The sequence below is a fragment of the uncultured Ligilactobacillus sp. genome, from assembly GCF_948826705.1.
In the GTDB taxonomy this organism is placed as follows: Bacteria; Bacillota; Bacilli; order Lactobacillales; family Lactobacillaceae; genus Ligilactobacillus.
Map to the genome: position 1 here is coordinate 12,130 of NZ_CAQLEL010000125.1, position 25,462 is coordinate 37,591.

Genomic DNA, 25,462 nt, shown 5'->3' on the forward strand with positions numbered 1-25,462 from the left:
GGCGTTTCTTTTTTAAGTACACGTAGGTGTGGATTTTGTGATAGAATTAGACATAAATGAATTTCACGGAGGTAGCAGATTTATATGGACGTACATAATGTTGAGCTGACGATCAGTGCAGTCCGACCAGAACAGTACCCAGCAGAAGGGTATCCTGAGATCGCCTTATCAGGGCGCTCCAATGTGGGGAAATCATCATTGATCAACACCTTGATCAATCGTAAAAATTACGCCCGGACATCCAGTCAACCAGGTAAGACACAGACTTTGAACTTTTACAATATTGAAGATGAGCTATATTTTGTCGATGTGCCAGGTTATGGTTATGCAAAAGTTTCGAAAAAAGATCGAGAAAAATGGGGAAAAATGATCGAGACATATTTTGAAACAAGGCAAGAATTGCGGGGAGTGATCTCGTTAGTCGATGCGCGTCATGAACCGACCGAGCTTGATTGCCAAATGATCGAATTTTTACATTACTACAACTTGCCGATCTTGGTCGTTGGAACTAAGATCGATAAAATTGCTCGTGGTAAGTGGAATAAGAGTGAAAGCATCATTCGCAAAAAATTACGTCTACGTAAAGAAGATAAAGTCATTTTATTTTCAGCAGTTACAAAAACAGGTAAAGAACAGATCTGGGAATGGATCGATGCACATACAATGGGGGCTGAATAGATGGAATTTAATGAATATCAAGCAGCAGCAAATCGAACTTTATATGGAAATGAACAGGTTTTGACTAATTGTGCCTTAGGCTTAGCTGGTGAGAGTGGACAATTGATCGATCTCGTGAAAGATTATACATTTAAAGGTAAAGATCTTGACCGTGAAAAATTAGTGGCTGAGATGGGAGATGTTTTGTGGTATCTATCTCAGATCGCACAATGGGCAGATATCCCTTTTGATGAGGTCGCACAAAAGAATATCGATACGTTGAATCGGCGCTATCCAAATGGATTCACCCCGAATGCATAATGATACAAATAATGAGAATGCCAGTGAAGTTTTCGTTCCTGGCATTCTCATTATTTTTTCTTATCTTTATCCTCTTTTTTAGGATCGGTACTTTCTTTTTCTTCGCGCTTAGCCTTTTTTTCAGGCTCGATCGCAAATTTACTGAAGAGATCTTCGAGTTTATTGGTTTGATTGATCTTAAGACCCATGAATATCACCTTACTTTAACTTGTTTACCCCAAGGATAACAGGTCTTTGGCTAGATTTCAAATTAGATATATTCGGCATTTTTTGTATAAAAACAACTTTTTTCGATTATTTATTGCATAAATAATCTTGTAGGGGTATAATACCTATAAATTAAAAAATAAGAAGTGGGAGTCAAGCCAAGTGGTGCGACACACAAATTTAAAAAAGGAGCTATTGGAAATGAATAAACTCAAGCAATTTATTTTAATGCTGGTCATGATGTTTGCTGTTTTTTTACCACTTAGTAATTTAACCGTCAAAGCTGACCAGACGGATACCTCTTTGGAAGATATCAAAAAAAGTGGGAAATTGGTAGTTGGTTTAAGTGCTGATTATCCACCATATGAATTTACAGCTAAAGTTGATGGCAAAACAGAGTATGTTGGGATCGATATTGAGATCGCTAAAAAATTGGCCAAAGATCTCGGTGTAAAACTTGAGATCAAAAATATGTCATTTGATTCGCTATTAGTGGCTTTGGAAACAAATAAGGTCGATGCGATCATCTCGGCAATGAACCCGACAACTGAAAGAAAAGAAAGTGTTGATTTTTCTGATATCTATTATTCGGGTAAACAATATATTGTCATCAACAAAAAAGATGCTAGCAAATATAAGAATTTAGCAGATTTCAAGGGACAAACAGTTGGTGCTCAAAATGGATCATTACAATATAATTTAGTTAAAGATCAAATGCCTGATACTACTGTCAAAGGGCTTTCGAAGTTAAATAACTTAGTTTTAGCACTACAATCGGGTAAAATTAATGGGATCGCAATGGAAGAACCGACAGCTAAGGCATATGTGGCTAACAATAATCAATTATTAGCTTTTGATCCAGGCTTTTCCGTCAGTTCTGATCAAACTGGTTCAGCGATCGCATTTAGAAAAAATTCGCCTGCTCTAGTTGCTGCAGCAAATAAGACATTGGCTCAGATCAAAAAACAAAATTTACTTGATACAAAGTATGTGCCCGAAGCGGCTAAATACATGGAAACAACTACTAAGAATAATACCATGATGAGCTATTGGACATATTTTGCTAAGGGGATCGAATATACCTTGATCATCACTGTTACAGCGGTCTTCTTTGGTTTTATCTTAGGGACATTGCTCTCCTTGATGCGTCTGTCTGAGAACAAGCTGTTACATAGCATTGCAGTTTGTTATATCGAGTTTATCCGAGGCACACCGTTGATGGTCCAAGTGATGTTTGTTTACTTTGGTGTTGGTGCGGTGATCCAATCCTTACCAGCCTTGGTAGCCGGGATCATTGCGACTGCTTTGAATTCAGCGGCTTATATTGCTGAAGTTATTAGATCAGGGATCGAATCTATCCCAGCAGGTCAAACAGAAGCGGCCCGCTCGTTAGGGATGACACAAAAAGATACGTATCGTTATGTTGTTATTCCTCAAGCATTAAAAAACATTTGGCCAGCTTTAGGTAATGAATTTGTGACATTGATCAAGGAAAGTTCGATCGTATCGATCATCGGTGTCGGCGATCTGATGTATCAAACACAATTAGTGCAATCTGCGACGTATAAGGGTGTCATGCCACTGTTCATCGCAATGGTGATCTACTTTATCATGACATTTAGTTTGTCGAAATTACTCAACTTGTTTGAAAGGAAGTTAAACCATGGATAAAATGATCGAGATCAAAAACTTGAAGAAAAATTATGGTAAAAATGAAGTTTTAAAAGATATCACCGAAACAGTGAATAAAGGTCAAGTTATCTGTGTGATCGGACCTTCTGGCTCAGGTAAGAGTACATTTTTACGTTGCTTAAATGTTTTAGAAAAGCCAACGAGCGGTAAGATCATTTTTGATGGTCAAGATCTAGCACATATTTCTGAAAAACAATTAAATGTTTTACGTGAAAAGATGGGGATGGTCTTTCAAGGTTTCAATCTCTTCCCTAATATGAGCGTTTTAGAAAATATCAAGTTAGCACCGATGAAAGTCAAAAATGTGGATGAAAAGACAGCCGCAGAACGCGGAAAAGAACTGCTTGATAAAGTCGGGCTTTTAGACAAAGCCGACCAATTCCCAGATAGTCTGTCTGGGGGCCAAAAGCAGCGGGTAGCGATCGCACGTGCTTTAGCGATGGATCCGGAAGTTATTTTATTTGACGAACCAACTAGTGCATTAGACCCTGAAATGGTCGGCGAAGTTTTGAAAGTTATGCAAGATCTAGCGGATAGTGGGATGACGATGGTCGTGGTCACACATGAAATGGGCTTTGCCCGTGAGGTAGCTGATGAAGTCTGGTTCATGGCGGATGGCTATGTCCAAGAGATCGGTAGTCCAGAAGAGATCTTTGAGCATCCAAAATCTGCTCGTGCCAAAGATTTTTTAGCAAAAGTTTTATAGAATAAAAGATCAGGTAATACGCTTGTTATTTTGATGACAAGCGTATTTTTACGTATTGTAAAAATAATTTTTGCTGTATAATTAATATAGAGGAAGTAGCGAAAGGAAAAGTGAGATGGCATCAGAACATATTGAAAACAAATTAAAGTTGTTACCTGATCTTCCCGGATGCTATCTGATGAAAGATATCAATAGCAAGATCATCTATGTAGGTAAGGCTAAGAATTTGAAGAACCGGGTCAGGTCTTATTTCAAAAGTAGTCATGAAGGCAAAACGGCCAAGTTGGTCTCTGAGATCTATGATTTTGAAACGATCATTACTTCGACAGATAAAGAAGCGTTCTTGCTAGAAATAACGCTGATCCAAAAGTATACACCTCATTACAATATCAAGTTGAAACGGGGGACGGGTTACCCGTATATCAAGATCACTAACGAAAAGGACCCCGTACTAAAGATCGTTAGTCAAGTCAAAAAAGATGGGGGCTATTATTTTGGCCCTTATCCTAATGTTTACGCTGCTCAAGAAACATTACAGTTATTGCAAAAGGTGTATCCTTTAAGGCGTTGCAATGGTTATCAAAAGCGTCCTTGCTTGTACTATCATATGGGCCAATGTTTAGGGGCATGTTTTAAAGAAGTCGATCCAGCTGAGTATGAAAAAAACATCAAAAAGATCAAATCTTTTTTGAGTGGTAATGTTGGTGGGATCAAGCGAGAATTGACCACAAAGATGCAACAAGCTGCAGAACAACTCGAATATGAGCGCGCCGGTGAGATCAGAGATCAGATCCGTTATGTTGAGATGACTGTTGAACGTCAAAAGATCATTTCCAATGATAATACACCGCGTGATCTGTTTGGCTTTTATATGGATAAGGGGTGGATCTCGATCCAAGTTTTCTTCATTCGTCAGGCTCGGTTGATGAAACGAGAAAAGCGCCTTTTCCCATGTATCGATACTCCTGAGGCCGAACTAGCTTCATTTATCTTACAGTTTTATAACCAAAAAAATCGGATCTTGCCTAAAGAGATCTTGGTTCCAGAAACGATCGATAAAGAGATCTTAGCTGATATTTTACAAACACCAGTTAGGACACCAAAACGTGGGGCCAAAAAAGAATTGCTTGATCTCGCCAGCAAGAATGCCCAGCTAGTTTTAGAAGAAAAGTTTCGTTTACTAGAATTAGATGATCGCAAAACGACTGGAGCAATGAAAGAGATCACCGATGCCTTAGGTTTACCGGTGGGTCATCGGATCGAAGCCTTTGATCATTCACATATGCAAGGCTCAGACCTCGTTTCAGCGATGGTTTGTTTTGTTGATGGGCAACCAGAGAAAAATGATTATCGTAAATACAAATTGCAAACAGTCGATCATGCCGATGAAGCTGCTAGCACGCGTGAAGTCATTTATCGACGCTATAGTCGGTTATTGAAAGAAAAAAAGCCGTTACCTGATCTGATCTTGATGGACGGGGCAAAGATCCAAGTTCAAGCTGCAGTTGATGTCTTGCATAATCAATTAGGCTTGACGATCCCGGTAGCTGGAATGGTAAAAAATGAGCACCATAAGACGGCTGATCTTTTGTGTCAGACTGGCGAACGGATCGGGCTAGATCCAAAGAGCGAAGGTTTTTATCTGTTGCAAAGGATCCAAGATGAAGTTCACCGATTTGCGGTGACATTTCACCGTCAAGTTAGATCGAAAAATTCGCTTTCATCCAAACTTGAACGGATCCCTGGTGTGGGACCGAAAACGCGGATCAAACTTTTACGTAATTACGGATCTTTAAAGAAGATCGCTCAAGCTTCATTAGAAGAGCTTCAAGCTTTAGGGATCTCTAAAAAGGTCGCACAAACGATCAAGTTAAGTTTAGATAATTAAGTGTTATTCTTGGTTGAAGAATGAGGCGTGAAACTGTTATACTTGTGCTTAGTGTTACAATATTTAAAAATTTTTTAGGTAATATTGAATAATAATTAGAGATTATATAGAAACATCCTGGACAGCAGATGTTGTCGGATTATTTAGAAGGGTGAAATAAATGTTTGTAGATCAAGTTAAAATTCAGGTCAAAGCCGGTAAAGGTGGCGACGGTGCCGTAGCTTTCCGGCGCGAAAAATATGTTCCTAATGGGGGACCGGCTGGAGGAGACGGTGGTAAAGGTGGCAGTGTCATCTTGAAAGTCGATGAAGGGTTACGGACTTTGATGGATTTTCGTTATCATCGTATTTTTAAAGCTAAGCCTGGCCAAAATGGAATGATCAAAGGGATGTATGGTCGTGGAGCAAAAGACTTATATATTGCAGTTCCACAAGGTACGACCGTGACGGATGCTGATACTGGTGAGGTTTTAGGCGATCTAGTCGAAAATAACGCCGAATTAGTTGTAGCCAAAGGTGGTCGTGGTGGTCGTGGCAATATCCATTTTGCTTCAGCCAAAAATCCAGCCCCTGAGATCGCTGAAAATGGTGAACCAGGGATCGAACGAGATCTAAAGCTCGAACTTAAGGTCTTAGCGGATGTGGGACTGGTTGGGTTCCCATCAGTTGGGAAATCGACCTTACTCTCAGTTGTAACGAGTGCTAAACCTAAGATCGCTGATTATCACTTTACAACACTTGTGCCAAACCTAGGAATGGTACGTTTAGATGATGGACAAGATTTTGTAATGGCTGACTTGCCAGGTTTGATCGAAGGTGCCTCACAAGGTGTCGGCTTAGGGATCCAATTTTTACGTCACGTTGAGCGGACAAGAGTGATCTTACATTTGGTCGATATGTCGGGAACAGAAGGCCGTGATCCATTTGAAGATTATCAAAAGATCAATGCTGAACTAAAGAAATATGATCCCGCTTTGTTAGAACGGCCACAGATCGTAGTCGCTTCTAAGATGGATATGCCAGATTCAGTTGAAAACTTAGCTAAATTTAAAGAACAACTTACTCAAGATGATACTTTAGCGACTAAACCAGAAGTGTTAGCCATCTCTTCTTTGACACACCAAGGTTTAGATGAATTATTACACAAGACTGCTAAATTGTTGGCTGAGACGCCAGCCTTTGAGACTAAAGCTGAAAAGCTTCAAGGTGAACAAGCTAAAGTCTATGAGTTCGAAGAACAAGTGGAAAAAGCACCATTTACGCTCACACGTGATGCAGATGCAACTTGGGTCTTAGGTGGTGCTAAGTTAGAAAAACTCTTCAAGATGACGAACCTAGATCACGAAGAAAGCATGATGCGTTTTGCTCGTCAATTGCGTGGAATGGGCGTTGATGATGCCTTACGTGAGCGTGGAGCTAAGAACGGTGATCTTGTAAGAATTGGTAACTTTACATTTGAATTTGTTGAATAAGATTTAAAGGAAATATTTACAAATGGGAAAAAGGTTAAAGAAGAGTAGATATATTACAGGTTTTGATGGTATCAGAACGATCGCAGTCATCGGTGTTATTTTGTATCACTTGGCACCGTACCAATTTCAAGGCGGTTTCTTAGGTGTTCCGATCTTTTTTGTGGTTTCAGGTTATTTGATCACAGATCTATTGTTTCAAGAATGGCAACAAAATAGACGAATCGATATCAAAGGGTTTTATATTAGACGAATGAAGCGCCTGTACCCAGCCTTAGTTACACTGGTATTAGCAACGACTGCCTACATTACTTTGTTTGCCCGTGATCTATTGACAAATATTCGGGCAATAATCGTTACCAATTTTTTATATGTTTATAATTGGTTTCAAGTAGCGCATCATGAATCTTATTTTGATAAGTTTGGTACACAGTCACCGTTTACTCATCTATGGTCATTATCGATCGAAGGACAATTTTATCTTTTTTGGCCGATAATTATTTTATTACTGCTAAAATTTGTCAAAAAGAAACAGCCGATCTTTGATACGATGATTATTTTAGCGTTTATCTCGGCCTTATTGATGTCTATCTTGTATCGAAGTGGGCAAGACCCTTCTCGTGTTTATTACGGTACGGATACACGGATATTTTCGATCTTACTAGGGACATCGTTAGCAGTTGTTTGGCCAAGTACAGCCCTTAAAGCAAAATTGCAACCAAACTTTAGGCTAGCCTTAGATGTGATCGGTGGGGTCACAATGTTGCTTTTACTTTGGATGTTTATGCGTATGACTGGTGAAAGTGCTTTGGTTTATCGAGGCGGAATGTTTTTCTTCTCTGTTTTATCGATGATCTTAGTCGCAGTTGTGGCTCATCCTGGGGCTGACATCAATCGTTTGTTGACAAATCCAGTATTTACTTGGATCGGAAAGCGCAGTTACGGGATCTACTTATATCAATATCCAGTCTTAGTCTTTTTTGAAGACAAAGTCAATGTTGCCGACCATCCATTCTTGTATGGCGTGTTCGAAGTAGCTTTGATCTTAGTGATCAGTGATCTTTCTTATCGCTATCTTGAATTGCCATTGCAACATTTTGACTATTCTAAGACATGGGCAACGATCAAGGAAGTTTTTGCACCAGGATCACGCTATGGAAAAAAACGTTGGTATCTAGCTGTACCAAGTGTGATCATCTTGTTAGCTTTGACGGGTGCGATCATTTCACCGGCCCATGGTTCTGAAAGTGAGCAAAATTCAGCACTAGAAAAGACGATCGAATCAAATAACAAAAAAGTGGCAATGCAAAATAAGGAGATCCAAGCTGGCAAAAGTAGTCAAGCTTCAAGTAACAAAAAAGCAAGTTCTGAGCAAGCCACAAGTAGATCTGAGTCTAGTTCGAGTGATTCATTGACCCAAGCTGAGCTTACTCGAGCTCAAACTTTATCGATCACAGCAGTAGGTGATTCGGTCCTTGCTGATGCTTCAGCTACTCTACAAGGGATCTTTCCCAATATGTATGTCGATGCTAAAGTCGGACGTCAGGTCAGAGAAGTGGCTCCAGTCTTGCAATCGTTGGCACAAATGGGTAAACTATCTGACACGGTTTTGATCAGTGAAGGTACTAATGGTCCATTTACAACAGATGAGATGCAACAGATCATGACGATCTTGGGTGATAAACGCAAAGTGTATTGGATCAATGTCCATGTTCCGACACGACGTTGGCAAGATCAAGTCAATGAGGATCTAAAAGAAGCTGCTAAGAAATATCACAATCTAAAGATAATTGATTGGTATGCTTACAGTAAAGATCATGCTGATTGGTTCTATAGTGATAATGTCCATCCAAATCCAGAAGGACTCAAATACTATGGGCCTTTTGTAGCAAAACAGGTACTAAAATAAATAAAAGATGCTTTCAGTTTTGATGAAGGCATCTTTTTACTTAAGTAATAATTTTGTGGGACTGATCTTAATCCCAAAAAGTGGTTGGGGTGTATCATTGGACATTAAGCTTAGTGTTGTAGTTGGAGATATAGGTACTAACTTTAGCTGAAGTTCTTTTAGTGTCAGTGGCTTTTTAGTCGGCAATAAAATAACTTCAGTCGGCAAAAAACGCACTATTCCTACTGGCAAAGTTTGAGTGGGTGTTATGAAATAAACTTTTAAAGTCGGATCGAGTTCTGTGGTCAAATGTAAAAAATCACTAATACGCAATGGACTCACCTCAATTGTATTATAAAACGTTTGTTCGATAAAGACAAAATTTTTATGCTATTGCAAATAAAGAAATATAATATTTTTTTTAAATTGTGCTCGAATGCTTAGACAGATCATACTCAACTGAGGTTTTACATAAGGTCACTTTGTCTACTTGGAGAAATGATGATAGAATATAAAAGGAATAATATGTAAAACTACTTCGGCTTTGCCGATTAGAATAGGAATATCAATTGATGGAATTAGAATTTTTAGGTACAGGTGCGGGCTCACCTGCGAAATTTCGCAATGTATCCTCGGTCGCCCTTAAACTGTTGGATGAGGAAAATGCGGTATGGTTATTTGATGTCGGTGAAGGAACGCAACATCAGATCTTACGCACGACGATCAGACCACGTAAGGTCGATAAGATCTTCATAACGCATCTACATGGAGATCATATCTTTGGCCTACCTGGTTTTTTAAGTAGTCGTTCATTTCAAGGCGGAGAGGAGTTACGCCCACTGACGATCTATGGACCTAAAGGGATCGCTGATTTTGTGAGGATAAGTTTGAAAGTTTCGCAAACACACCTTTCATACCCACTGCGCTTTGTAGAGTTAGCAGACGAAGGTATAATCTTTGAGGATGATAAGTTCAAAGTTTCATTTTGTCGACTAGATCATCGGATCGAATGTGTGGGTTATCGGATCGAAGAAAAAGACCACCCTGGTGAACTATTGATCGATAAGTTGCGGGCTGAACATGTTCCTTCTGGTCCGCTCTATGGCCGGATCAAGGCTGGCGAAGTTGTGACTTTACCTGATGGACGTACGCTTGATGGTAAGGACTACATCGGTGAACCCCAAAAGGGCCGGATCATCACGATCTTAGGTGATACTAGACAAACCCCTGGGATCTTAGAATTAGCTCAAGGTGCAGACGTGTTGGTACACGAGAGTACTTTTGGCAAAGGTGAGAGCAAACTAGCACGTAACTATTATCATTCGACGTGCATTCAAGCAGCTAAGATCGCAAATAAAGCGGGTGTCAAACAATTACTATTGAATCACATTTCGGCACGTTATGTCGGGCCTTTAGCAACACAATTGCAAAAAGATGCTGCAAGTATCTTTAGTAATGTTAAGGTAGTCAAAGATTTCGATGTGATCGATGTTCCATTCAAAAAGAAAGGTGAAAAAGCTAATGACAGGATATAAGCAATTAAAAGATCTAACGAATCGAGTTGTTTTGATCACAGGAGCTTCTTCTGGTTTAGGCGAACAGGTTGCCTATCAAGTTGCTAAGCAAGGAGCGATCGTAGTTGGGTGTGCTCGGCGCAAAGATAAGCTCGAAAAGGTGATGGCTGTTTGTCGGGCGATCTCTGGGAGATTAGCCTATGCTTACCAATTAGATGTCTCTCATCCGCATCAGATCGAAAAAGTGATCGATGAGGTAGAAACAAATGTCGGTCCGATAGATGTTTTGATCAATGATGCCGGTTTTGGTTTTATGCGTCAAGCCTTGGACTTTAGAATGGATATTGCCGAAAGGATGTTTCGGGTCAATGTTTTAGGCCTAATGTATGTGACTAAATATACAGCTTTATATATGGCTAAGCGTAAACGAGGCATGATCATCAATGTGGCTTCGATTGGTGGAAAGATCGCAACTCCGAAATCATCGATCTATTCAGCTACTAAAGCAGCGGTGATCGCATATTCAAATGCTCTTCGTTTAGAATTAAAGCCTTTGGGGATCGCAGTCTTGACGGTCAACCCAGGACCGATCAGAACAGCTTTCTTTGAGATCGCCGATGAAACAGGTGAATATATCGATCGGGTCAAGAAAATGTCATTGAACCCTGAGATCGTTGCTGAAAAGATCGTTAAGGCGATCGGGACACGCAAACGCGAGCTCAATTTACCATATTATATGGAATTAGCACATCACGGGTATCAAATGTTTCCTTGGCTAGGTGATCATCTGGCTGGTGGGATCTTTAATAAAAAATAATAAAGGATAGGTGAGATCTATGAAAAAACAATGGAGTTTGATCGGAATTTTAGTTCTAGTCTTAGTGATCGTGATCTTTTCATGGTTAAATGTGCAACCTGTGACTGTTAATTTTGGCTTTTCTCAAGTTACGATGCCGTTAGTTGTGATCTTGGTGATCTCATTACTTTTAGGTGTTATTTTAGCAGTTCTTTTCTCGATGACGACTATTTTGCAACAAAAGCAGGAATTAAAACAGATCAAGAGTAAATTAGAATCTAATCAAGCAATGCGCCGAGCAGATAAAAATATTAGACAAGATACAAAAACAAAAGAAAAATAGTTAGATGTAGGGGGAAAAATATTGGTTTCAGCAAAATATCAATGGCAAGAAGAAAACCTGGCCCCGACTCCAGCTAGCCAAGCGATCGCAGATGAATTTGGTTTGGCTACTATAGCGGCTGAGCTGTTAGTGAAAAAGGGATATACGACGGTCGAGGAAGTTCGCACATTTCTTGAGCCAACAAGTACGAGTTTTCACGATCCGTATTTACTATATGATATGCAAAAAACAGTTGATCGGATCCAAGAAGCGATCGTTTCGGGTGAGCATATCACGATCTATGGTGACTATGATGCCGACGGATTGACTAGTACTGCGATCATGTATGAGACTTTGACACAGTTAGGTGCTGATGTTGATTACTACATCCCTGATCGGTTCAAAGATGGTTATGGCCCCAATAAAGATGCCTATGATCGCTTGATCGCTAATAAAACTGAACTGATCGTGACCGTTGATAATGGTGTCTCAGGGCATGATGCGATCACTTTGGCAAATGAAAAAGGTGTTGATGTGATCGTCACTGATCACCATGAATTGCCACAAACGCTACCACACGCTTATGCGGTGATCCATCCCCGTCATCCTAAGGGGAAATATCCGTTTGGCGATCTTTCTGGAGCTGGGGTAGCTTTCAAAGTCGCAACAGCGCTGTTAGATGAGATCCCACAAGATCTTTTAGATCTGGCAACGATCGGAACAGTAGCCGATCTGGTTTCACTGACAGGTGAGAATCGTGCTTTGGTCAAATTTGGTTTGACAGCCTTGGAAAACACCTTGCGTCCTGGATTACTTGCTTTATATGAAGTTGCAGGCGTTGATCAACAAGCGATCACTGCCGAAACGATCGGCTTTCTGTTAGGACCACGCTTAAATGCGATCGGACGGATGCAACATGCACAAAGTGGCGTTGAATTACTGACGACGTTAGATGATGAGTTAGCTACCGACTTAGCCAAAGAAGCTCAGAGCTTGAACATCCAAAGACAAAAAATCGTTGAAGAGATCACGCAACAAGCATTGCATAAGCTTGAACAAGAACCAAAGCATTTAGTCAATGTTGTAGCAGGTTCTGATTGGCACGAAGGCGTTTTAGGGATCGTAGCGAGTCGTTTGGTCGAAAAAACGGGCCGACCGACCTTAGTGCTTGATATTTCAGATGAAGGAATCGCTAAAGGTTCTGGGCGATCGATCGAGGCCTTTCATCTGTTTAATGCTTTGGATGGACATCGGGAACTGATGACAAGTTTTGGTGGACATCACATGGCATGTGGGTTATCACTTGAAGTTAGCGATTTGCCTCAACTCCAAGCGATCTTAGATGAGGAGGCAAAAGCGCAAGAACTTGATCCAACCAAGAAACCTGTTTTGCAGGTGGCTGCTAAGCTTAAGGCCAGTGAGGTTACACTAGATCTGATCGCTTCGTTAGATAAACTAGCACCTTTTGGGACGGATAATGAGGTTCCATTATTTGAGATCACAGACTACCAAGTTGTGCAAGCTAAAGCCCTAGGCAAGACAAATGATCATTTGCGTTTGGATCTAAACACTGGTAAGACCCAATTAGCTGCCTTGGCTTTTGGTGTTGGTGATAAATTACCAGAATTATTAACTCGATATAAGTCATTAAAATTTGTCGCCTCGGTCGATAAAAATGAATGGCGTGGTAACGTTAGTCCACAATTATTGATCAAAGATTTAGACCAAATAGTTAAGAAAAAACCACAAGTGATCATTGAGCGAAGCGAACGATTACAAAAAGCGCAATTTTTGAGTCCAGCTGTTTATGGCTTTTTTAATGCGAACTTAGCCCAACGTTTTGCTGATCATCTGCCTGCCGGTTCAAAATGTGTTGTTTTTGATCAAAATCTATCCCAATTGACGGTAGATGAAGTAGTTTTAGTCGATCTACCACAAAATCTTGCTCAATTAGAATTTGTTTTAGGTAAACTTGATTGTGCTAAAATCCGTGCTATTTTATACACTAAGACTAAAAGCGCACCATTACCTGAAAGAAAAGATCTTACTAGGGTTTATAAATTTGTTTTCCAAGTAGGACATCTGAATTTAAAAACAGATCTTGATCAGGCCGCAACTCAAGTGGGACTAGAAAAATCTCAACTAGTTTTAGTCTTAAAGATGTTTTTTGAGGCGGGATTTGTTACAATAAAAAATGGAATTTTAGTCGGTGTGAAAAATGCACGTCCACATCGATTAGAAGATACAAATAGTTATCGCACACATGGCCAGCAAATACAAGTCGAGAAGCTAGTTTCGACTTGTTCAGATGAAGAGTTGACTGACTGGCTATTACAACGTTTAGGTTAGTGGCGAGAGAAGGAGTTAAGAAAATGGCTTTGGATTTAAATAATTATGTTGAAAGCATCCCTGACTATCCTGAAAAAGGGATCATCTTTCGCGATATTACGCCCCTGATGGCTGATGGTGAAGCCTATCGCCAAGCAACAGATCGGATCGTTCAATTTGCCAAAGATAAAGGTGTTGAAATGGTCGCTTGTCCTGAAGCTCGTGGCTTTATCGTAGGATGTCCAGTGGCTTATGAGTTAGGTGTTGGCTTTGCTCCTGCACGTAAAGCAGGTAAGTTACCACGAGAAACGGTCGAAGCAAAATACGATCTAGAATATGGTACTTCTGCACTTTATATGCACAAAGATGCGATCAAGCCAGGACAAAAAGTTTTGATCGTTGACGATCTATTGGCAACTGGTGGAACGATCAGTGCTACGATCGATCTAGTTGAACAACTCGGTGGTGAAGTAGTTGGCTGTGCCTTTATCATCGAATTAAAAGATCTAAATGGACGAAAACGTATCAAAGATTATGATACACTTTGCTTAATGGAATACTAAAAAGCGAGCCTAGTCAGCTAAAAGTTGACTGGGCTTTTTAAATATGGAATTACTAATGTTGGTGGCAATAAATAAAATCAAGAAAGGAAAAGCTATATTCTTGCTCAATATAGTATTAAATTTGAGCATATTTTATATAGCAGAAAAACGCATGGAAAAACAAACATTTGCCGTGATCGGTCTCGGGCGTTTTGGCGGTAGTGTCTGTCAAACATTAGCTGATGCGGGGCAAGAAGTTTTAGCGATCGATCATGATGAGGCTAGGGTCAACGATTATAAAGATATTGCGACACAAGCAGTTGTTGCTGATGCTCAAGACGAAGATGTTTTACGTTCGTTGGGGATCAGGAACTTTGATCATGTGATCATCGCGATCGGTGAAGATATTCAAGCGAGTATTTTAGTAACTTTGATGGTCAAAGAGCAAGGTGTCAAATATGTAACGGCTAAGGCTCAAAATGAAAATCACGCTAAAGTTTTAGAAAAATTAGGTGTTGATAGGGTCGTCCATCCCGAACGCGATATGGGGGTACGGATCGGTCGGAGTTTGACTTCTAAAAATATGATCGATTATTTAGATCTGGATTCAAACTTCAAGATGGCTGAGATCTTGATCACTAATCCGCGCTTCTTTGGACGGTCATTAGCTGAATTGAATTTCCGCGATAAATATAAGTTAAATGTGATCGCAATTGCTCATAGTAAAAGTGAGATGAATCTTCCAGCTGCTGATGATGTACTAGGCTTACATGACAGTATCTTAGTAGCCGGGCCTAAAGATGCGATCGATCAATTTGAAGAATTGATGAATTCTAAGTGAATTTAAAGTATTCTTAACTATTTGACCTTGCTTTTTGAGAAGCAATGGTCTTTAATTACTTTAGAGCAAGTGCTTGACTGGTCAAGCTTTGTACGATTAGTCTTGTAATCTAATATAAGAGTATTGTAATATAAATTAGTTGAGGTAGATTTTATCTACGTATCAATATATAGATTAGGAGAAAAATATTGAAAGAAAAGTGGACAAAGTTTTTTAAAAATGAGTATGTCACATTTGCTTTAAAAACAGTTTTTTATTTTGCTGTTTTATTTGCACTGGTCTATCTCTATAGTTACAGTGGTGTAAATCAACCACACTTTATCTACAACGAATTTTAGGAGTGATTTGTTTGTCAGAAAATTTAATCAAAGCGATCGATCGTTGGGGGATCGAAACGCCAACTAAAATTGCCTATGATTATTTAGGTAAGACCAATACGTTTGCTGAACTCAAAGCATATTCTGATGCTTTAGCTAGTTACTTGGTCAAATCAAACTTACCTAAGGGTGCACCTGTGATCGTTTTTGGAGGGCAGACATTTGAAATGATCGCTGCTTTTTTAGGGGCGGTCAAAGCAGGACATGCGTATATTCCTGTTGATGCTCACTCACCATTAGAACGGATCAAAGTCATAAATGAGATCGCCCGCCCAGCCGCTTGTATCGCAGTCGAAGAGTTGCCTTTAGAATTGGGAACATTGCCAGTTATTACACCAGCTAAGTTAGGGGAAATTTTTGCAACAAAGGCTACATATGAAGCATCAGAAAACTATGTTGCGGGAGATGATAACTTCTATATCATCTTCACCTCTGGAACTACTGGAGTACCAAAGGGCGTTCAGATCAGCCACGATAATTTAGTAAGTTTCAATGCTTGGATGCAAAAGGATTTTGGTTTGGCTAAGGATGGTATCTGTTTATCACAACCACCATATTCTTTTGACCTTTCAGTGATGGACCTCTATCCGACTCTGACAGCCGGGCGTCAGTTGACAGTCTTACCTAAGGAAACAACGGATAACTTCAAGGAGTTATTTACAGTTTTACCTAAATTGCATGTGAGTGAATGGGTCTCAACTCCATCATTTATGGATATCTGTTTGCTACAACCGACTTTTGATGCAAAAAATCTTCCTGAATTGACGCATTTCTTCTTCTGCGGGGAAGAATTAACGCATAAGACAGCTGCGACTTTAAAGCAACGCTTCCCTGAAGCTAAGATCTATAACACATATGGCCCAACTGAGGCGACTGTAGCTGTCAGTGCAGTTGAGGTCACAACTGAGATCTTGGAAAAATATCCACGGTTGCCGATCGGCCAAGCTAAGGCAGATACCACCATCGTGTTGATCGATGAAGAGGGTAAACCAGTCGAACAAGGGCAAAGTGGTGAGATCTTGATCGCAGGACCAAGTGTTTCAAAGGGATATTTGAATAATCCAGAAAAAACAGCACATGCGTTTGTTGAGTTTGAAGGGCGCCCAGCGTATAAGACCGGTGATCTTGGACAATATGATGAAGCAGGTCAATTGTTGTATAAAGGGCGGATCGATTTTCAGATCAAGTTACACGGATTTAGGATCGAATTAGAAGATGTTGATCATCATTTAGATAAAGTGAGTTATGTTGCTCAAGCTACGACGGTCCCACGGTATGGCAAAGATCATAAAGTCAGTCAATTGATCGCTTACGTGGTCAAAGATGAGACTAAGACAGCAAATTTTGAGAGTGACTTCAAGCTAACACAGGCGATCAAGCAAGAGCTCTTAGAAACGATGATGTCATATATGATGCCTCAAAAATTTATTTACGTCGATTCTTTACCGTTGACTGCTAACGGAAAGATCGATCGCAAATCTTTGATGAAAGAGGTTAATGACTAATGCTTAATATGCAACCGTACCAAGATCCGACCTATTTTGTATTACTGGCGATCGGTCTATTGCCGATCATGGTAGGACTTTTATACGGTCGACGCTTTAGAGTTTATGAAACGATCATCTCATTTCTATTTTTATTGCTGACCTTTGGAGGCGTAAAGTGGGAACAAGGGATCGCCTTGATCGGATATATTATTTTTGAACTTTTGCTGATCTATGGATACCTTGCTTATCGTAAACGTAAAAATGCTTCTTGGCTCTTCAATTTGACTGTTGTTTTGTCGATCCTACCCTTAGTGATCGTCAAGGTAGCCCCAGTCATGAATAATGGGCGTGAATCGATCATTGGCTTTTTAGGGATCAGTTATTTGACCTTTAAAGCTGTGGGAATGATCATGGAGATCAGAGATGGGATCATCAAAGAAGTTGGACTAAGTGAAGTTGTACATTTCTTGCTCTTTTTCCCAACGATCTCATCTGGACCGATCGACCGTTACCGCAGATTTTTAGGCGATTATAAAAAGATACCAGCACGTGATAAGTATTTAGCTTTGTTAGATAAAGCCATGTGGTATATCTTTTTAGGATTTGTCTATAAGTTTTTACTGGCATATTTATTTGGGGTCGTGATGTTGCCTAAGATCTCAGCCTTGGCCTTAGCGCATGGTGGCTGGTCATGGTGGGTGATCGCGTATATGTATACCTATTCGATGGATCTGTTCTTTGATTTTGCAGGTTATAGTTTATTTGCAGTTGGGATCAGTTATATAATGGGGATCCAAACACCGATGAACTTTAACAAACCATTTATTGCCAAGAATATCAAAGATTTCTGGAACAGATGGCATATGACTTTGTCGTTTTGGTTTAGAGATTATATTTACATGCGATTAGTCTTCTTTATGATGAAAAAGAAATTGCTCAAGAGTCGGATCGCGATCGCTAATGTAGGCTATTTGACGCTCTTTTTGATCATGGGCTTTTGGCATGGGGTAACTTGGTATTATATCGTCTATGGTTTATATCATGCAGTAGCGATCAATTTGTGTGATATGTGGTTACGCTTTAAAAAGCGCCACAAAGAGAAGATACCGCACAACAAATTTACTGAAGCTTTAGCTATTTTTATCACATTCAATGTAGTTTGCTTTAGCTTCTTGATTTTCTCTGGTTTTTTGAATACACTATTTTTTGCATAGATAATTTTTGGAGGTTTTAAACATGAAAGATACAGTATTGGATATTTTAGAAGATTTAACAGGTAGCGATGAAGTAAGAAACGATCTAGACATCGATATCTTTGAAACTGGTCTTTTAGACTCAATGGGAACAGTGCAAATGTTATTGGAATTACAAGCACAATGTGGCGTTGACGTGCCAGTTTCTGAGTTTGAAAGAACTGAATGGAATACACCTAACAAAATTATCGCGAAAGTAGAAAGTATGCAATAATGGACGTAAAAAAGAAGCTCTTTAAGATCTTCGGTCCGATCATTTTGGCGGCTGTCTTATTGACGCTCTTGTTGATCTCACCATTTAATCTTCGTAAGATCAACGATAAGACAGTTGAAGTAGCTGCTTTGTCTCAGTCAAAGAATATTTTTAAAGGGACAGTAGTGAAACAAAAGGCTCTAGAGGAAAATTACGTTCCATTTTTTGGTTCTTCGGAATTATCGCGAATGGATGCCTTTCATCCAGCTACATTAGCTAGTCACTATGATCGCAGTTACCGCCCATTTTTGCTTGGGGGACCAGGATCGACCTCGCTTTCTCAATTTTTTGGGATGCAAGGGATCAATCAACAGTTAAAAAATAAAAAAACTGTGATGATCATCTCACCACAGTGGTTTGTGCCTAAGGGAACCGATCCCGGAGCCTTTGGTCTGTATTATTCTAATCTCGAAGCTGTTACGTGGTTACGTCAGGCAAAAAACGATCAGATGGGTCGATTTGCAGCTAAGCGTCTGTTGCAGATGCCATCAGTCCAAAATGATCCGATCTTAAAACAGGCGATCCAAAAAGTTGCAGCTGGCCAAGCATTGTCTAGTTCGATGAAGACATATCTTGATTTGAAGTATAACCAATTGCAACACGAAGATGAATTGTTTTCGACATTGGCTTTAAAGGATAATACGCAAAAGATCACTAAAGTTGCAAAAGTTTTACCAGATAAGTATGATTTTGAACAACTTGATGCGATCGCTTATAAGCTAGGGCAAGAAAATACAACGAATAATCCGTTTGAGATCAGTAATAAGTTTTTTGATAAAAATTTGCGCAAAAAATACAAGAAGCTAAAAGGAAAGCAAAGTAAATACAGCTATGTAAGGTCACCTGAATTTGCTGATTTTCAATTAGTCTTGAATCAATTTGCCAAAAATAATACTGATGTGATCTTTGTGATCCCACCAGTAAACAAGCATTGGTCAGATTATACCGGCTTATCACAAGAAATGTTGCAAGATTTTAACCAAAAGATCACTTATCAGTTGCGTAAACAAGGTTTCAATAATATTGTTGATCTTTCTAAGGATGATGGTGAGAGATATTTCATGCAAGATACGATCCACTTAGGTTGGCGTGGTTGGTTGAAGATGGATCAAGCAGTAGCACCATTTTTGACCAAAGCTCAGCCAAAGCCAAAATATCAGATCGATAATTACTTCTACAGTAAGTCTTGGCAACAGCTCGATGGTAAAGATCTAGATCAAGTAACAAGATAGAATAAAACGCATCTAATACAGCAAAAGTTGCTGTGTTAGATGCGTTTTTTTTAAGCTTTAGTTTCTCTTAGCTTTATTATGAAAACTAGTACTAATGAAAATAAAGTCAGTGCTATTCCCAAGTATAAGCCAGGTGGAATAAAAGTCAAAGTCACTTGATGTTTACCTTGGCTGATATCAAAACCAACGAAGGTATCTTGGATCTTGTAAGTCTTGACGGCTTTTCCATCGATTTTTGCTTGCCAGCCTTTGCTATAAGGGATCGTTGTAGCAAAGAGCTGGTTTGACTTAGTGATATCGATTTTGCCTGTTAATCTGTGAGCAGTAGCTTTTGTAAGCTGCCAAGAATTTTTTTGGAGTTGATCTAGTTTTTGTTCGACTAAAGATTTATCCATGCGATAGAGAACGAAATTCTCCAACCAAAGGCTGTTTTTCTTGAATTTAGCGGTAATAACGACTTCATCGTCACTACCAAATACGTTTGGATTTAAGACGACTGTATGTCTGAAGGTCTTATAGTAAGGATATTCCTTGCTTCCTAAATACCAAGTGGCAGAATCACCGTCGAGACTAGCACCTAGTGTCAGGTAATAGGGGTCATCAGTCTCAGGCGTGAATTTAAAGATGATCTGTGCTGGTTTAGACAGGTCGGTCTTTTTGAAAAAGGCGCCAGTAAGGTTGATCTGCTTTTTAGTATTTTGAAAGACGACTTCATTAAAATTAGCAGCATAAAAATATTTAGTCGTATTAGCTGATCCAGTCGCTGCATTTAGCCAATTCGTCTGATAGGTCAGTGGCTGATCGTAGAGAACTTTGAGTTGCTTTAATTTTTTATCAGCACTATAGCCAAGTCCGATAGCATAAGGATTTTGATATATCCTGGTTTGATCAGTCTGGGCGCGTAAGGAATAAAGCTTTGTATCAGGACGGTAACTAGTAACATTAAGATCGACTTTACCTGAAGATCTTAAGTCAAGTTCAGCCTTATCTTTAGCTTGAAGGAGGTATTTCATGTCAAGCAACGAATCGCTGATCAAAGTCCCATTATAGTAACCCACATAGTTGTCGCCATCGGGTTGACCTAATTGACCATAAAAATCTGGGATGCTTTTTTCAAGTGCAGAGCTAAAATAAGAACCTGTGTTTAAATTATGAGCAAGGCCATCATCTTTGGTCCGACTATAAAGCTGAGCGGTTCGATAAAAGCTAGGATCTAATTGCGTCAATTTTTTTTGGTCTTGGGCGATGACTTTAGTTGGCCCAGCAAACTCAGCTTGAGTCAAATAGCTGATATTATTGAGCGAATAAGCCGTATTAGCTAACATTTCAAAGCATACCAATAAAAAGATAGCTAGTGGTGTTAGATATTGGCTGAGCGGAGCCTTCTTGACTGTCAAGACGAGTAAGAGCAAGACGTTGAAGAGAGCTGTGAATAATAAGACTTGTTCTGACACATAGTCAAAACTCTTAGAATTAAAATAAACATAGCTCAACCCAGCTGTAAAGATCCCAAAGCAGATCAAAGTTTGGTGGTTTTTAAGGCGAAATTGATTTTCTTTAAGAGCCAAAGCAGCTAAGAAGATCATCCAAAAACTAACGACAAATGAAAAGCGGTATGGATACCATACGGGAAATTGCATCCCATGCCACAATAGATCAAGTGGTTCAAAGCATAAAGAAAGGCAAAGAAATACACTCACTAAAAAAGCAGCTAGTTTTGAACGTCGATCGATCTTTAAGCTGATAAAATATAGAAGTACTCCGATCAAAGCAAGACTACCAACAAAAAGATTCGGGAATCCTTCAGGCATTTGTTCAAAATTAAATGCACCGATCACAAATTTTGAAAGCATCTTGAGCGGAGCATATTCAAAGTGTAATTGGAAGCTTTTTTCGGTGTACTGTCCTTTGCTAGCGACCAACGAATAATAAGTTGGTACAAGGACAAGGGCCGAGACGCCAACAGCTAAAAAGGAACGACTTATAAAAAGATACAGCTGTGACCAAAACTTTTTTTGCCCCGAAAAGTATGCTGTTTGATACCAAGCAAAAAATAAAACTAAAAAAAGACAGATCATGTAAGCCATGTAATAATTGATGATCATCATTGCAGCTAACCATAAGATGTAGGCGAGACTGCGCTTTTTTTGTAAGAGGCGATATAAAGCTGAGATGATCAACGGTAAAAAGATCGTTGCATCTAGCCAAAGCATATTCAATTGGTTAGCGATCATCCAGCCCATCAAAGCATAGCTGGTAGCAAGAGCAGGGATCATCCACCCATTTAATTTGAGTTCGTTTTTAAGTAAACGCCCAAAAGTATAGCCAGCACATCCGTATTTTAGCAGCAAGATAAGCAAGCATCCAGCTGTCAGGTATTTGCCGGGAAAAAAGACAAATAAGAGATTAAATGGACTCAATAGGTAATAGGCAGCCTCACCTATCATCGGGCCCCCTAAGGCTTTTGAAAATGAGTAGAATAGTTCACTTGGGGAATGCAACAAGGTATGGCGAAAATAAGCGAAAAAGTCGACATATTGCTGTCCCAGATCGACTGTCAACACACTGGAGCTGCCAAAGGGATAAAAGCCACGGTAGATAAAATACCCAAGCATGAGCAATATTGGAGTCCAAAAGCTCAAAACGAGGGGATAATGTTTTTTGAGATATTCTTTCATATCTAGCGTGATCCTTTCAAATTTTTGAATATTATCAGCTTATAGGATACCACAACGAGAAAAGGATTTCGAATAGTGCTTGTTTTAATTGGTCTTTTAAAAAAATTAGTATTTAAACGCTCGTATATCGTATATAATATAAAGGTAGTGTCTAAGGTACCGATTTTAGTTAATTTGTGCTAGGATAATTCGTAGTGTTAATAATATTAGTAGAGGAGAATTGTGGTGAGATTCTTAAGAAAGGCGAATGCGCAAAATAAGCAAAAGCGTTCGCAAATACCATTTAGATTAAATTTTCTTTTTTTGATCGTTTTTTTACTTTTTGCAGCCTTGATCGGACAATTAGCTTATCTACAGATCATTCATGGTCCTAAGTTCGAATCAGAAGCAACTAGTAGTGATAATCAGACCGAAACTAGAAATGTGCAACGGGGGACGATCTACGATTCAACGGGAAAATTATTAGTTGCCAATAATACTTCGCGTGCGATCACATATACTAAACCGCTGAATGTAGCTTCAAGTCAGATGTATAAGGTCGCAAATAATTTAGTTAATTATGTCAGCGTTGAAACTGATACTTTGACCGAGCGTAATAAGGTCGACTATTATTTAGCTGATCCTAAACACACTGAAGCGGTCAATAAGCATATTCCCAATGCTGATACGATGCAAGATAATGAAAAATTGACTAAGTTACAGACGGATTACGTTAAAAAGCACAACTTAGTCAAGAAGATGTCAGAAAAACAAAAACAAGCAGCTGTGTTATATGCTAAGATGGCAGGTGCTTATGCTTTATCGACGATCTATCTTAAGACAAGTGATGTCAGTGATACTGAAATGGCTGAAGTTGGAGAGCACTTATCTTTATTGCCAGGCGTTAAGATCGGGACTAGTTGGTCGCGCTCTTATCCTAATGGTGAATCAGTTAAGAGTGTCATTGGGACTGTGACGTCAGAAAAACAAGGACTTCCTAGCGATCAGATCAATAAATTATTGGCTGAGGGTTACTCTCGTAATGATAGTGTAGGTTCAAGTTACATCGAATCTCAATATGAAAATGCACTCAAGGGAACAAAAGAAGTTATCAATGTTCAAACGCAAAATAATGAGATCATCAAAGAAGTCAAACAATATGGCGGTAGTCCAGGGGACAATCTGCAATTGACGATCAATGCAGAATTTCAAAATCAAGTCCAAAAGATCGTTGAGGATAATGTGAAAAATGCCGCTGGTAGTAATCCGTATATTCCAGGGGGCTATGCGGTCGTGATGAATCCTAAGACTGGTGGGATCTATGCTTTGGCTGGGGTCAATCGTGACCTTTCAACGGGTGAAGTGACGGAAAATGCGCTTGGAACGATCAATCAGACTTTTGTAATGGGGTCTGTTGTTAAAGGTGCGATGGTCATGGGGGCTTTGAAAGATGGTGTCATCACCCCGACCAACAATACTTTGCTCGAAGAACCGATCAAGTTAGCTGGTACTGCTTCTAAGACATCTTGGTTCAATAAGACAGGGGCAGCTAACATGAGTCTTACCGCAGCTGATGCCTTACAAGTCTCGTCTAACACGTATATGATGAAATTGGCGATGTTAGAAGGGGGCTTTAAGTACACCTCGGGAGCTGTGCTCAATTTACCGACCTCGATCTTTGATAAATTACGTCAAAACTTTAAACAATACGGTCTAGGTGTTAAAACCGGGATCGATATTCCAGGTGAAGCTAGTGGGTTTGAAGGTGCTGCCGATCAGTCACATATCGGTAATGCGTTAGACTTATCGTTTGGTAACTACGATGCCTATACTCCGATCCAGTTAGCACAATATGCTTCAACGATCGCTAATGGAGGTTATCGTTTACAACCGCATATCCTAAAGTCGATCCGCAAGACGAATAAGGACGGCTCGTTAGGACCTGTAAAATATGAAATGCAACCAAATGTTTTAAATGTCGTTGATGGCACAAAGGATCAATGGGATGTTGTTAAGACCGGTCTTTGGCGCGTTGTTCATGGCTCTAATACTTATCGGACCGGGGGCTCAATGGCTTCGGTGAAACCTGAGATCGCAGCTAAGACAGGGACAGCGCAAACATTTTATAACAATATCGAGACTGAGACTTTAAGTGCGATCAGTTATGCACCAGCTAATGATCCACAAGTCGTAGTTGTAGTTGCGTTCCCTAATATTACTGACTCCAACAGTAAGATCAATACTGAGACAGTCAAGCAGATCTATGAAGCTTACTGGAAGACGGTCCAGTCTAGTGATGGTTTTTAATAAATGATTTTTGATCGACTTTAAGCAAGCAACAGGCGTGTTTAAGGTCGATTTTTTTGCTGTCAAGGAATTTTCCTTAACAAATAGCCAAAAAATACTGGTAATCGACGCCAAAAGATGATATGATATTAAACGTTGAAGATGCCAAGTGCATTTTTAGGAACTGATATGTATGGGAGGTTTAGAACATGCGTGTAAATATTACATTAGAATGTACAGAATGTCATGAACAAACATATTTGACAAACAAAAACAAGCGTAATAACCCAGATCGTCTTGAACTTAAGAAGTACTGTCCACGCGATCACAAGGTTACTTTACATCGTGAAACAAAATAACAACAGGTTTAAAACCCTGTTGTTTTTTTTTGAAAGTTTGATGAACCGGTTGCATAAAGGCAAGACCTCAGCCGTGGTTTGTGCTAAAATAGGATAAACCAGACTAAATTGGGGGACCAGTTATGAACAGCTTTCGTAAAAAACCGATCGTTACTTACGGACTGATCGCTGTCAATCTTTTAGTTTTTATTGGAATGACTCTAAGTGGCGGGAGCCAAAATACAGTCAACTTGATCGCTTGGGGGGCTAAATATAACCCTTTGATCATTCAAGGTGAGCTTTGGCGCTTGTTCACACCGATGTTTATTCATATCGGATTAGAGCATTTAGCCTTAAATCTATTGACATTGTATTTTCTGGGAGTACAGCTAGAACAGCTATTCGGCAA

24 protein-coding genes are annotated in these 25,462 nt (G+C 39.6%); 21 read left to right on the forward strand and 3 right to left on the reverse strand.

Going from position 1 to position 25,462, the window contains the following annotated elements; all coding sequences use genetic code 11:
• Positions 1–84: 84 nt before the first annotated feature.
• Both yihA and Q9Q35_RS09140 read left to right on the forward strand, forming a co-directional pair.
• Entirely contained in the window at positions 85–678 is a 594-nt protein-coding gene (yihA, locus tag Q9Q35_RS09135) for a ribosome biogenesis GTP-binding protein YihA/YsxC (RefSeq protein WP_010688826.1), read from the forward strand.
• Positions 679–978 (forward strand): nucleoside triphosphate pyrophosphohydrolase family protein, encoded by a 300-nt coding sequence (locus Q9Q35_RS09140; RefSeq protein WP_304653090.1) that lies wholly within the window; start codon positions 679–681, stop codon positions 976–978.
• Between the two features lie 50 nt (positions 979–1,028).
• Here Q9Q35_RS09140 and Q9Q35_RS09145 read toward each other — a convergent pair whose 3' ends face one another.
• A complete protein-coding gene (locus tag Q9Q35_RS09145) occupies positions 1,029–1,166 on the reverse strand; it encodes an SPJ_0845 family protein (protein WP_004047308.1) in 138 nt (45 codons plus the stop codon).
• A gap of 220 nt (positions 1,167–1,386) precedes the next feature.
• Here Q9Q35_RS09145 and Q9Q35_RS09150 point away from each other — a divergent pair, with 220 nt between their 5' ends.
• The 5 genes from Q9Q35_RS09150 to Q9Q35_RS09170 all read left to right on the forward strand — a co-directional run bounded on the left by Q9Q35_RS09150 (position 1,387) and on the right by Q9Q35_RS09170 (position 8,848).
• Positions 1,387–2,856 carry an ABC transporter substrate-binding protein/permease gene (locus tag Q9Q35_RS09150; protein ID WP_370648894.1) on the forward strand — a complete coding sequence of 490 codons (1,470 nt, stop codon included), beginning with the start codon at positions 1,387–1,389 and terminating at the stop codon, positions 2,854–2,856.
• A gap of 1 nt (position 2,857) precedes the next feature.
• Positions 2,858–3,583: an amino acid ABC transporter ATP-binding protein gene (locus tag Q9Q35_RS09155; protein WP_370648895.1), complete on the forward strand. Its 726-nt coding sequence runs from the start codon at positions 2,858–2,860 to the stop codon at positions 3,581–3,583.
• A gap of 115 nt (positions 3,584–3,698) precedes the next feature.
• Positions 3,699–5,471, forward strand: a complete 1,773-nt coding sequence (gene uvrC / locus Q9Q35_RS09160; RefSeq protein ID WP_304653092.1) for an excinuclease ABC subunit UvrC — start codon at positions 3,699–3,701, stop codon at positions 5,469–5,471.
• A 160-nt stretch (positions 5,472–5,631) separates the two neighbouring features.
• Entirely contained in the window at positions 5,632–6,942 is a 1,311-nt protein-coding gene (gene obgE / locus Q9Q35_RS09165) for a GTPase ObgE (protein ID WP_304653093.1), read from the forward strand.
• 22 nt (positions 6,943–6,964) lie between these two features.
• Positions 6,965–8,848 carry an acyltransferase family protein gene (locus Q9Q35_RS09170; RefSeq protein WP_304653094.1) on the forward strand — a complete coding sequence of 628 codons (1,884 nt, stop codon included), beginning with the start codon at positions 6,965–6,967 and terminating at the stop codon, positions 8,846–8,848.
• A 36-nt stretch (positions 8,849–8,884) separates the two neighbouring features.
• Here the strand turns inward: Q9Q35_RS09170 and Q9Q35_RS09175 are convergent, their stop codons facing one another.
• On the reverse strand, positions 8,885–9,160 hold the full coding sequence (locus tag Q9Q35_RS09175) for a hypothetical protein (RefSeq protein ID WP_304653095.1): 276 nt from the start codon (positions 9,158–9,160) through the stop codon (positions 8,885–8,887).
• A 239-nt stretch (positions 9,161–9,399) separates the two neighbouring features.
• On the opposite strand from Q9Q35_RS09175, the gene rnz reads away from it, so the two are divergent.
• The 11 genes from rnz to dltD all read left to right on the forward strand — a co-directional run bounded on the left by rnz (position 9,400) and on the right by dltD (position 19,772).
• On the forward strand, positions 9,400–10,362 hold the full coding sequence (rnz, locus tag Q9Q35_RS09180; RefSeq protein ID WP_304653096.1) for a ribonuclease Z: 963 nt from the start codon (positions 9,400–9,402) through the stop codon (positions 10,360–10,362).
• Positions 10,349–11,158, forward strand: coding sequence for an SDR family oxidoreductase (locus Q9Q35_RS09185; RefSeq protein ID WP_304653097.1), 810 nt, complete (start codon positions 10,349–10,351; stop codon positions 11,156–11,158). The genes rnz and Q9Q35_RS09185 overlap by 14 nt, the downstream gene beginning before the upstream one ends.
• 19 nt (positions 11,159–11,177) lie before the next feature.
• Complete coding sequence (locus Q9Q35_RS09190; protein WP_304653098.1) at positions 11,178–11,480, forward strand: lipopolysaccharide assembly LapA domain-containing protein; 303 nt, start codon at positions 11,178–11,180, stop codon at positions 11,478–11,480.
• A 21-nt stretch (positions 11,481–11,501) separates the two neighbouring features.
• Complete coding sequence (gene recJ, locus Q9Q35_RS09195; protein WP_304653099.1) at positions 11,502–13,808, forward strand: single-stranded-DNA-specific exonuclease RecJ; 2,307 nt, start codon at positions 11,502–11,504, stop codon at positions 13,806–13,808.
• A 23-nt stretch (positions 13,809–13,831) separates the two neighbouring features.
• A complete protein-coding gene (locus Q9Q35_RS09200) occupies positions 13,832–14,350 on the forward strand; it encodes an adenine phosphoribosyltransferase (RefSeq protein WP_304653100.1) in 519 nt (172 codons plus the stop codon).
• 151 nt (positions 14,351–14,501) lie between these two features.
• Entirely contained in the window at positions 14,502–15,170 is a 669-nt protein-coding gene (locus tag Q9Q35_RS09205) for a TrkA family potassium uptake protein (RefSeq protein WP_004047340.1), read from the forward strand.
• A gap of 188 nt (positions 15,171–15,358) precedes the next feature.
• Positions 15,359–15,508: a teichoic acid D-Ala incorporation-associated protein DltX gene (locus tag Q9Q35_RS09210; RefSeq protein WP_004047341.1), complete on the forward strand. Its 150-nt coding sequence runs from the start codon at positions 15,359–15,361 to the stop codon at positions 15,506–15,508.
• A gap of 11 nt (positions 15,509–15,519) precedes the next feature.
• Positions 15,520–17,052 (forward strand): D-alanine--poly(phosphoribitol) ligase subunit DltA, encoded by a 1,533-nt coding sequence (gene dltA, locus Q9Q35_RS09215; RefSeq protein ID WP_304653101.1) that lies wholly within the window; start codon positions 15,520–15,522, stop codon positions 17,050–17,052.
• Positions 17,052–18,248, forward strand: coding sequence for a D-alanyl-lipoteichoic acid biosynthesis protein DltB (gene dltB / locus Q9Q35_RS09220; protein ID WP_304653102.1), 1,197 nt, complete (start codon positions 17,052–17,054; stop codon positions 18,246–18,248). The genes dltA and dltB overlap by 1 nt, the downstream gene beginning before the upstream one ends.
• 22 nt (positions 18,249–18,270) lie before the next feature.
• A complete protein-coding gene (dltC, locus tag Q9Q35_RS09225) occupies positions 18,271–18,501 on the forward strand; it encodes a D-alanine--poly(phosphoribitol) ligase subunit DltC (protein WP_004047344.1) in 231 nt (76 codons plus the stop codon).
• Positions 18,501–19,772: a D-alanyl-lipoteichoic acid biosynthesis protein DltD gene (dltD, locus tag Q9Q35_RS09230; protein WP_304653103.1), complete on the forward strand. Its 1,272-nt coding sequence runs from the start codon at positions 18,501–18,503 to the stop codon at positions 19,770–19,772. Before dltC ends, dltD begins: the two co-directional genes overlap by 1 nt.
• A 50-nt stretch (positions 19,773–19,822) precedes the next feature.
• Here the strand turns inward: dltD and Q9Q35_RS09235 are convergent, their stop codons facing one another.
• A complete protein-coding gene (locus Q9Q35_RS09235) occupies positions 19,823–22,450 on the reverse strand; it encodes a YfhO family protein (protein ID WP_304653104.1) in 2,628 nt (875 codons plus the stop codon).
• 225 nt (positions 22,451–22,675) lie between these two features.
• On the opposite strand from Q9Q35_RS09235, the gene Q9Q35_RS09240 reads away from it, so the two are divergent.
• The 3 genes from Q9Q35_RS09240 to Q9Q35_RS09250 all read left to right on the forward strand — a co-directional run.
• Complete coding sequence (locus tag Q9Q35_RS09240) at positions 22,676–24,736, forward strand: penicillin-binding protein 2 (protein ID WP_304653105.1); 2,061 nt, start codon at positions 22,676–22,678, stop codon at positions 24,734–24,736.
• Positions 24,737–24,924: 188 nt separating this feature from the next.
• Positions 24,925–25,074, forward strand: coding sequence for a 50S ribosomal protein L33 (gene rpmG / locus Q9Q35_RS09245; protein WP_004047352.1), 150 nt, complete (start codon positions 24,925–24,927; stop codon positions 25,072–25,074).
• Between the two features lie 122 nt (positions 25,075–25,196).
• Positions 25,197–25,462: rhomboid family intramembrane serine protease (locus Q9Q35_RS09250; RefSeq protein ID WP_304653106.1), on the forward strand; the 266-nt coding region annotated here is incomplete at its 3' end.

What these genes read in the sequence shown, in the direction of transcription:
- Q9Q35_RS09150 (WP_370648894.1), top strand. Translation starts at nt 1,387, where the DNA reads ATGAATAAACTCAAGCAATTTATTTTAATGCTGGTCATGATGTTTGCT.
- Q9Q35_RS09170 (WP_304653094.1), top strand. Translation starts at nt 6,965, where the DNA reads ATGGGAAAAAGGTTAAAGAAGAGTAGATATATTACAGGTTTTGATGGT.
- Q9Q35_RS09145 (WP_004047308.1), bottom strand. Translation starts at nt 1,166, where the DNA reads ATGGGTCTTAAGATCAATCAAACCAATAAACTCGAAGATCTCTTCAGT.
- rpmG (WP_004047352.1), top strand. Translation starts at nt 24,925, where the DNA reads ATGCGTGTAAATATTACATTAGAATGTACAGAATGTCATGAACAAACA.
- dltC (WP_004047344.1), top strand. Translation starts at nt 18,271, where the DNA reads ATGAAAGATACAGTATTGGATATTTTAGAAGATTTAACAGGTAGCGAT.
- Q9Q35_RS09205 (WP_004047340.1), top strand. Translation starts at nt 14,502, where the DNA reads ATGGAAAAACAAACATTTGCCGTGATCGGTCTCGGGCGTTTTGGCGGT.
- Q9Q35_RS09200 (WP_304653100.1), top strand. Translation starts at nt 13,832, where the DNA reads ATGGCTTTGGATTTAAATAATTATGTTGAAAGCATCCCTGACTATCCT.
- Q9Q35_RS09190 (WP_304653098.1), top strand. Translation starts at nt 11,178, where the DNA reads ATGAAAAAACAATGGAGTTTGATCGGAATTTTAGTTCTAGTCTTAGTG.
- dltD (WP_304653103.1), top strand. Translation starts at nt 18,501, where the DNA reads ATGGACGTAAAAAAGAAGCTCTTTAAGATCTTCGGTCCGATCATTTTG.
- Q9Q35_RS09235 (WP_304653104.1), bottom strand. Translation starts at nt 22,450, where the DNA reads ATGAAAGAATATCTCAAAAAACATTATCCCCTCGTTTTGAGCTTTTGG.
- yihA (WP_010688826.1), top strand. Translation starts at nt 85, where the DNA reads ATGGACGTACATAATGTTGAGCTGACGATCAGTGCAGTCCGACCAGAA.
- Q9Q35_RS09185 (WP_304653097.1), top strand. Translation starts at nt 10,349, where the DNA reads ATGACAGGATATAAGCAATTAAAAGATCTAACGAATCGAGTTGTTTTG.
- Q9Q35_RS09155 (WP_370648895.1), top strand. Translation starts at nt 2,858, where the DNA reads ATGATCGAGATCAAAAACTTGAAGAAAAATTATGGTAAAAATGAAGTT.
- rnz (WP_304653096.1), top strand. Translation starts at nt 9,400, where the DNA reads ATGGAATTAGAATTTTTAGGTACAGGTGCGGGCTCACCTGCGAAATTT.
- dltB (WP_304653102.1), top strand. Translation starts at nt 17,052, where the DNA reads ATGCTTAATATGCAACCGTACCAAGATCCGACCTATTTTGTATTACTG.
- Q9Q35_RS09140 (WP_304653090.1), top strand. Translation starts at nt 679, where the DNA reads ATGGAATTTAATGAATATCAAGCAGCAGCAAATCGAACTTTATATGGA.
- uvrC (WP_304653092.1), top strand. Translation starts at nt 3,699, where the DNA reads ATGGCATCAGAACATATTGAAAACAAATTAAAGTTGTTACCTGATCTT.
- obgE (WP_304653093.1), top strand. Translation starts at nt 5,632, where the DNA reads ATGTTTGTAGATCAAGTTAAAATTCAGGTCAAAGCCGGTAAAGGTGGC.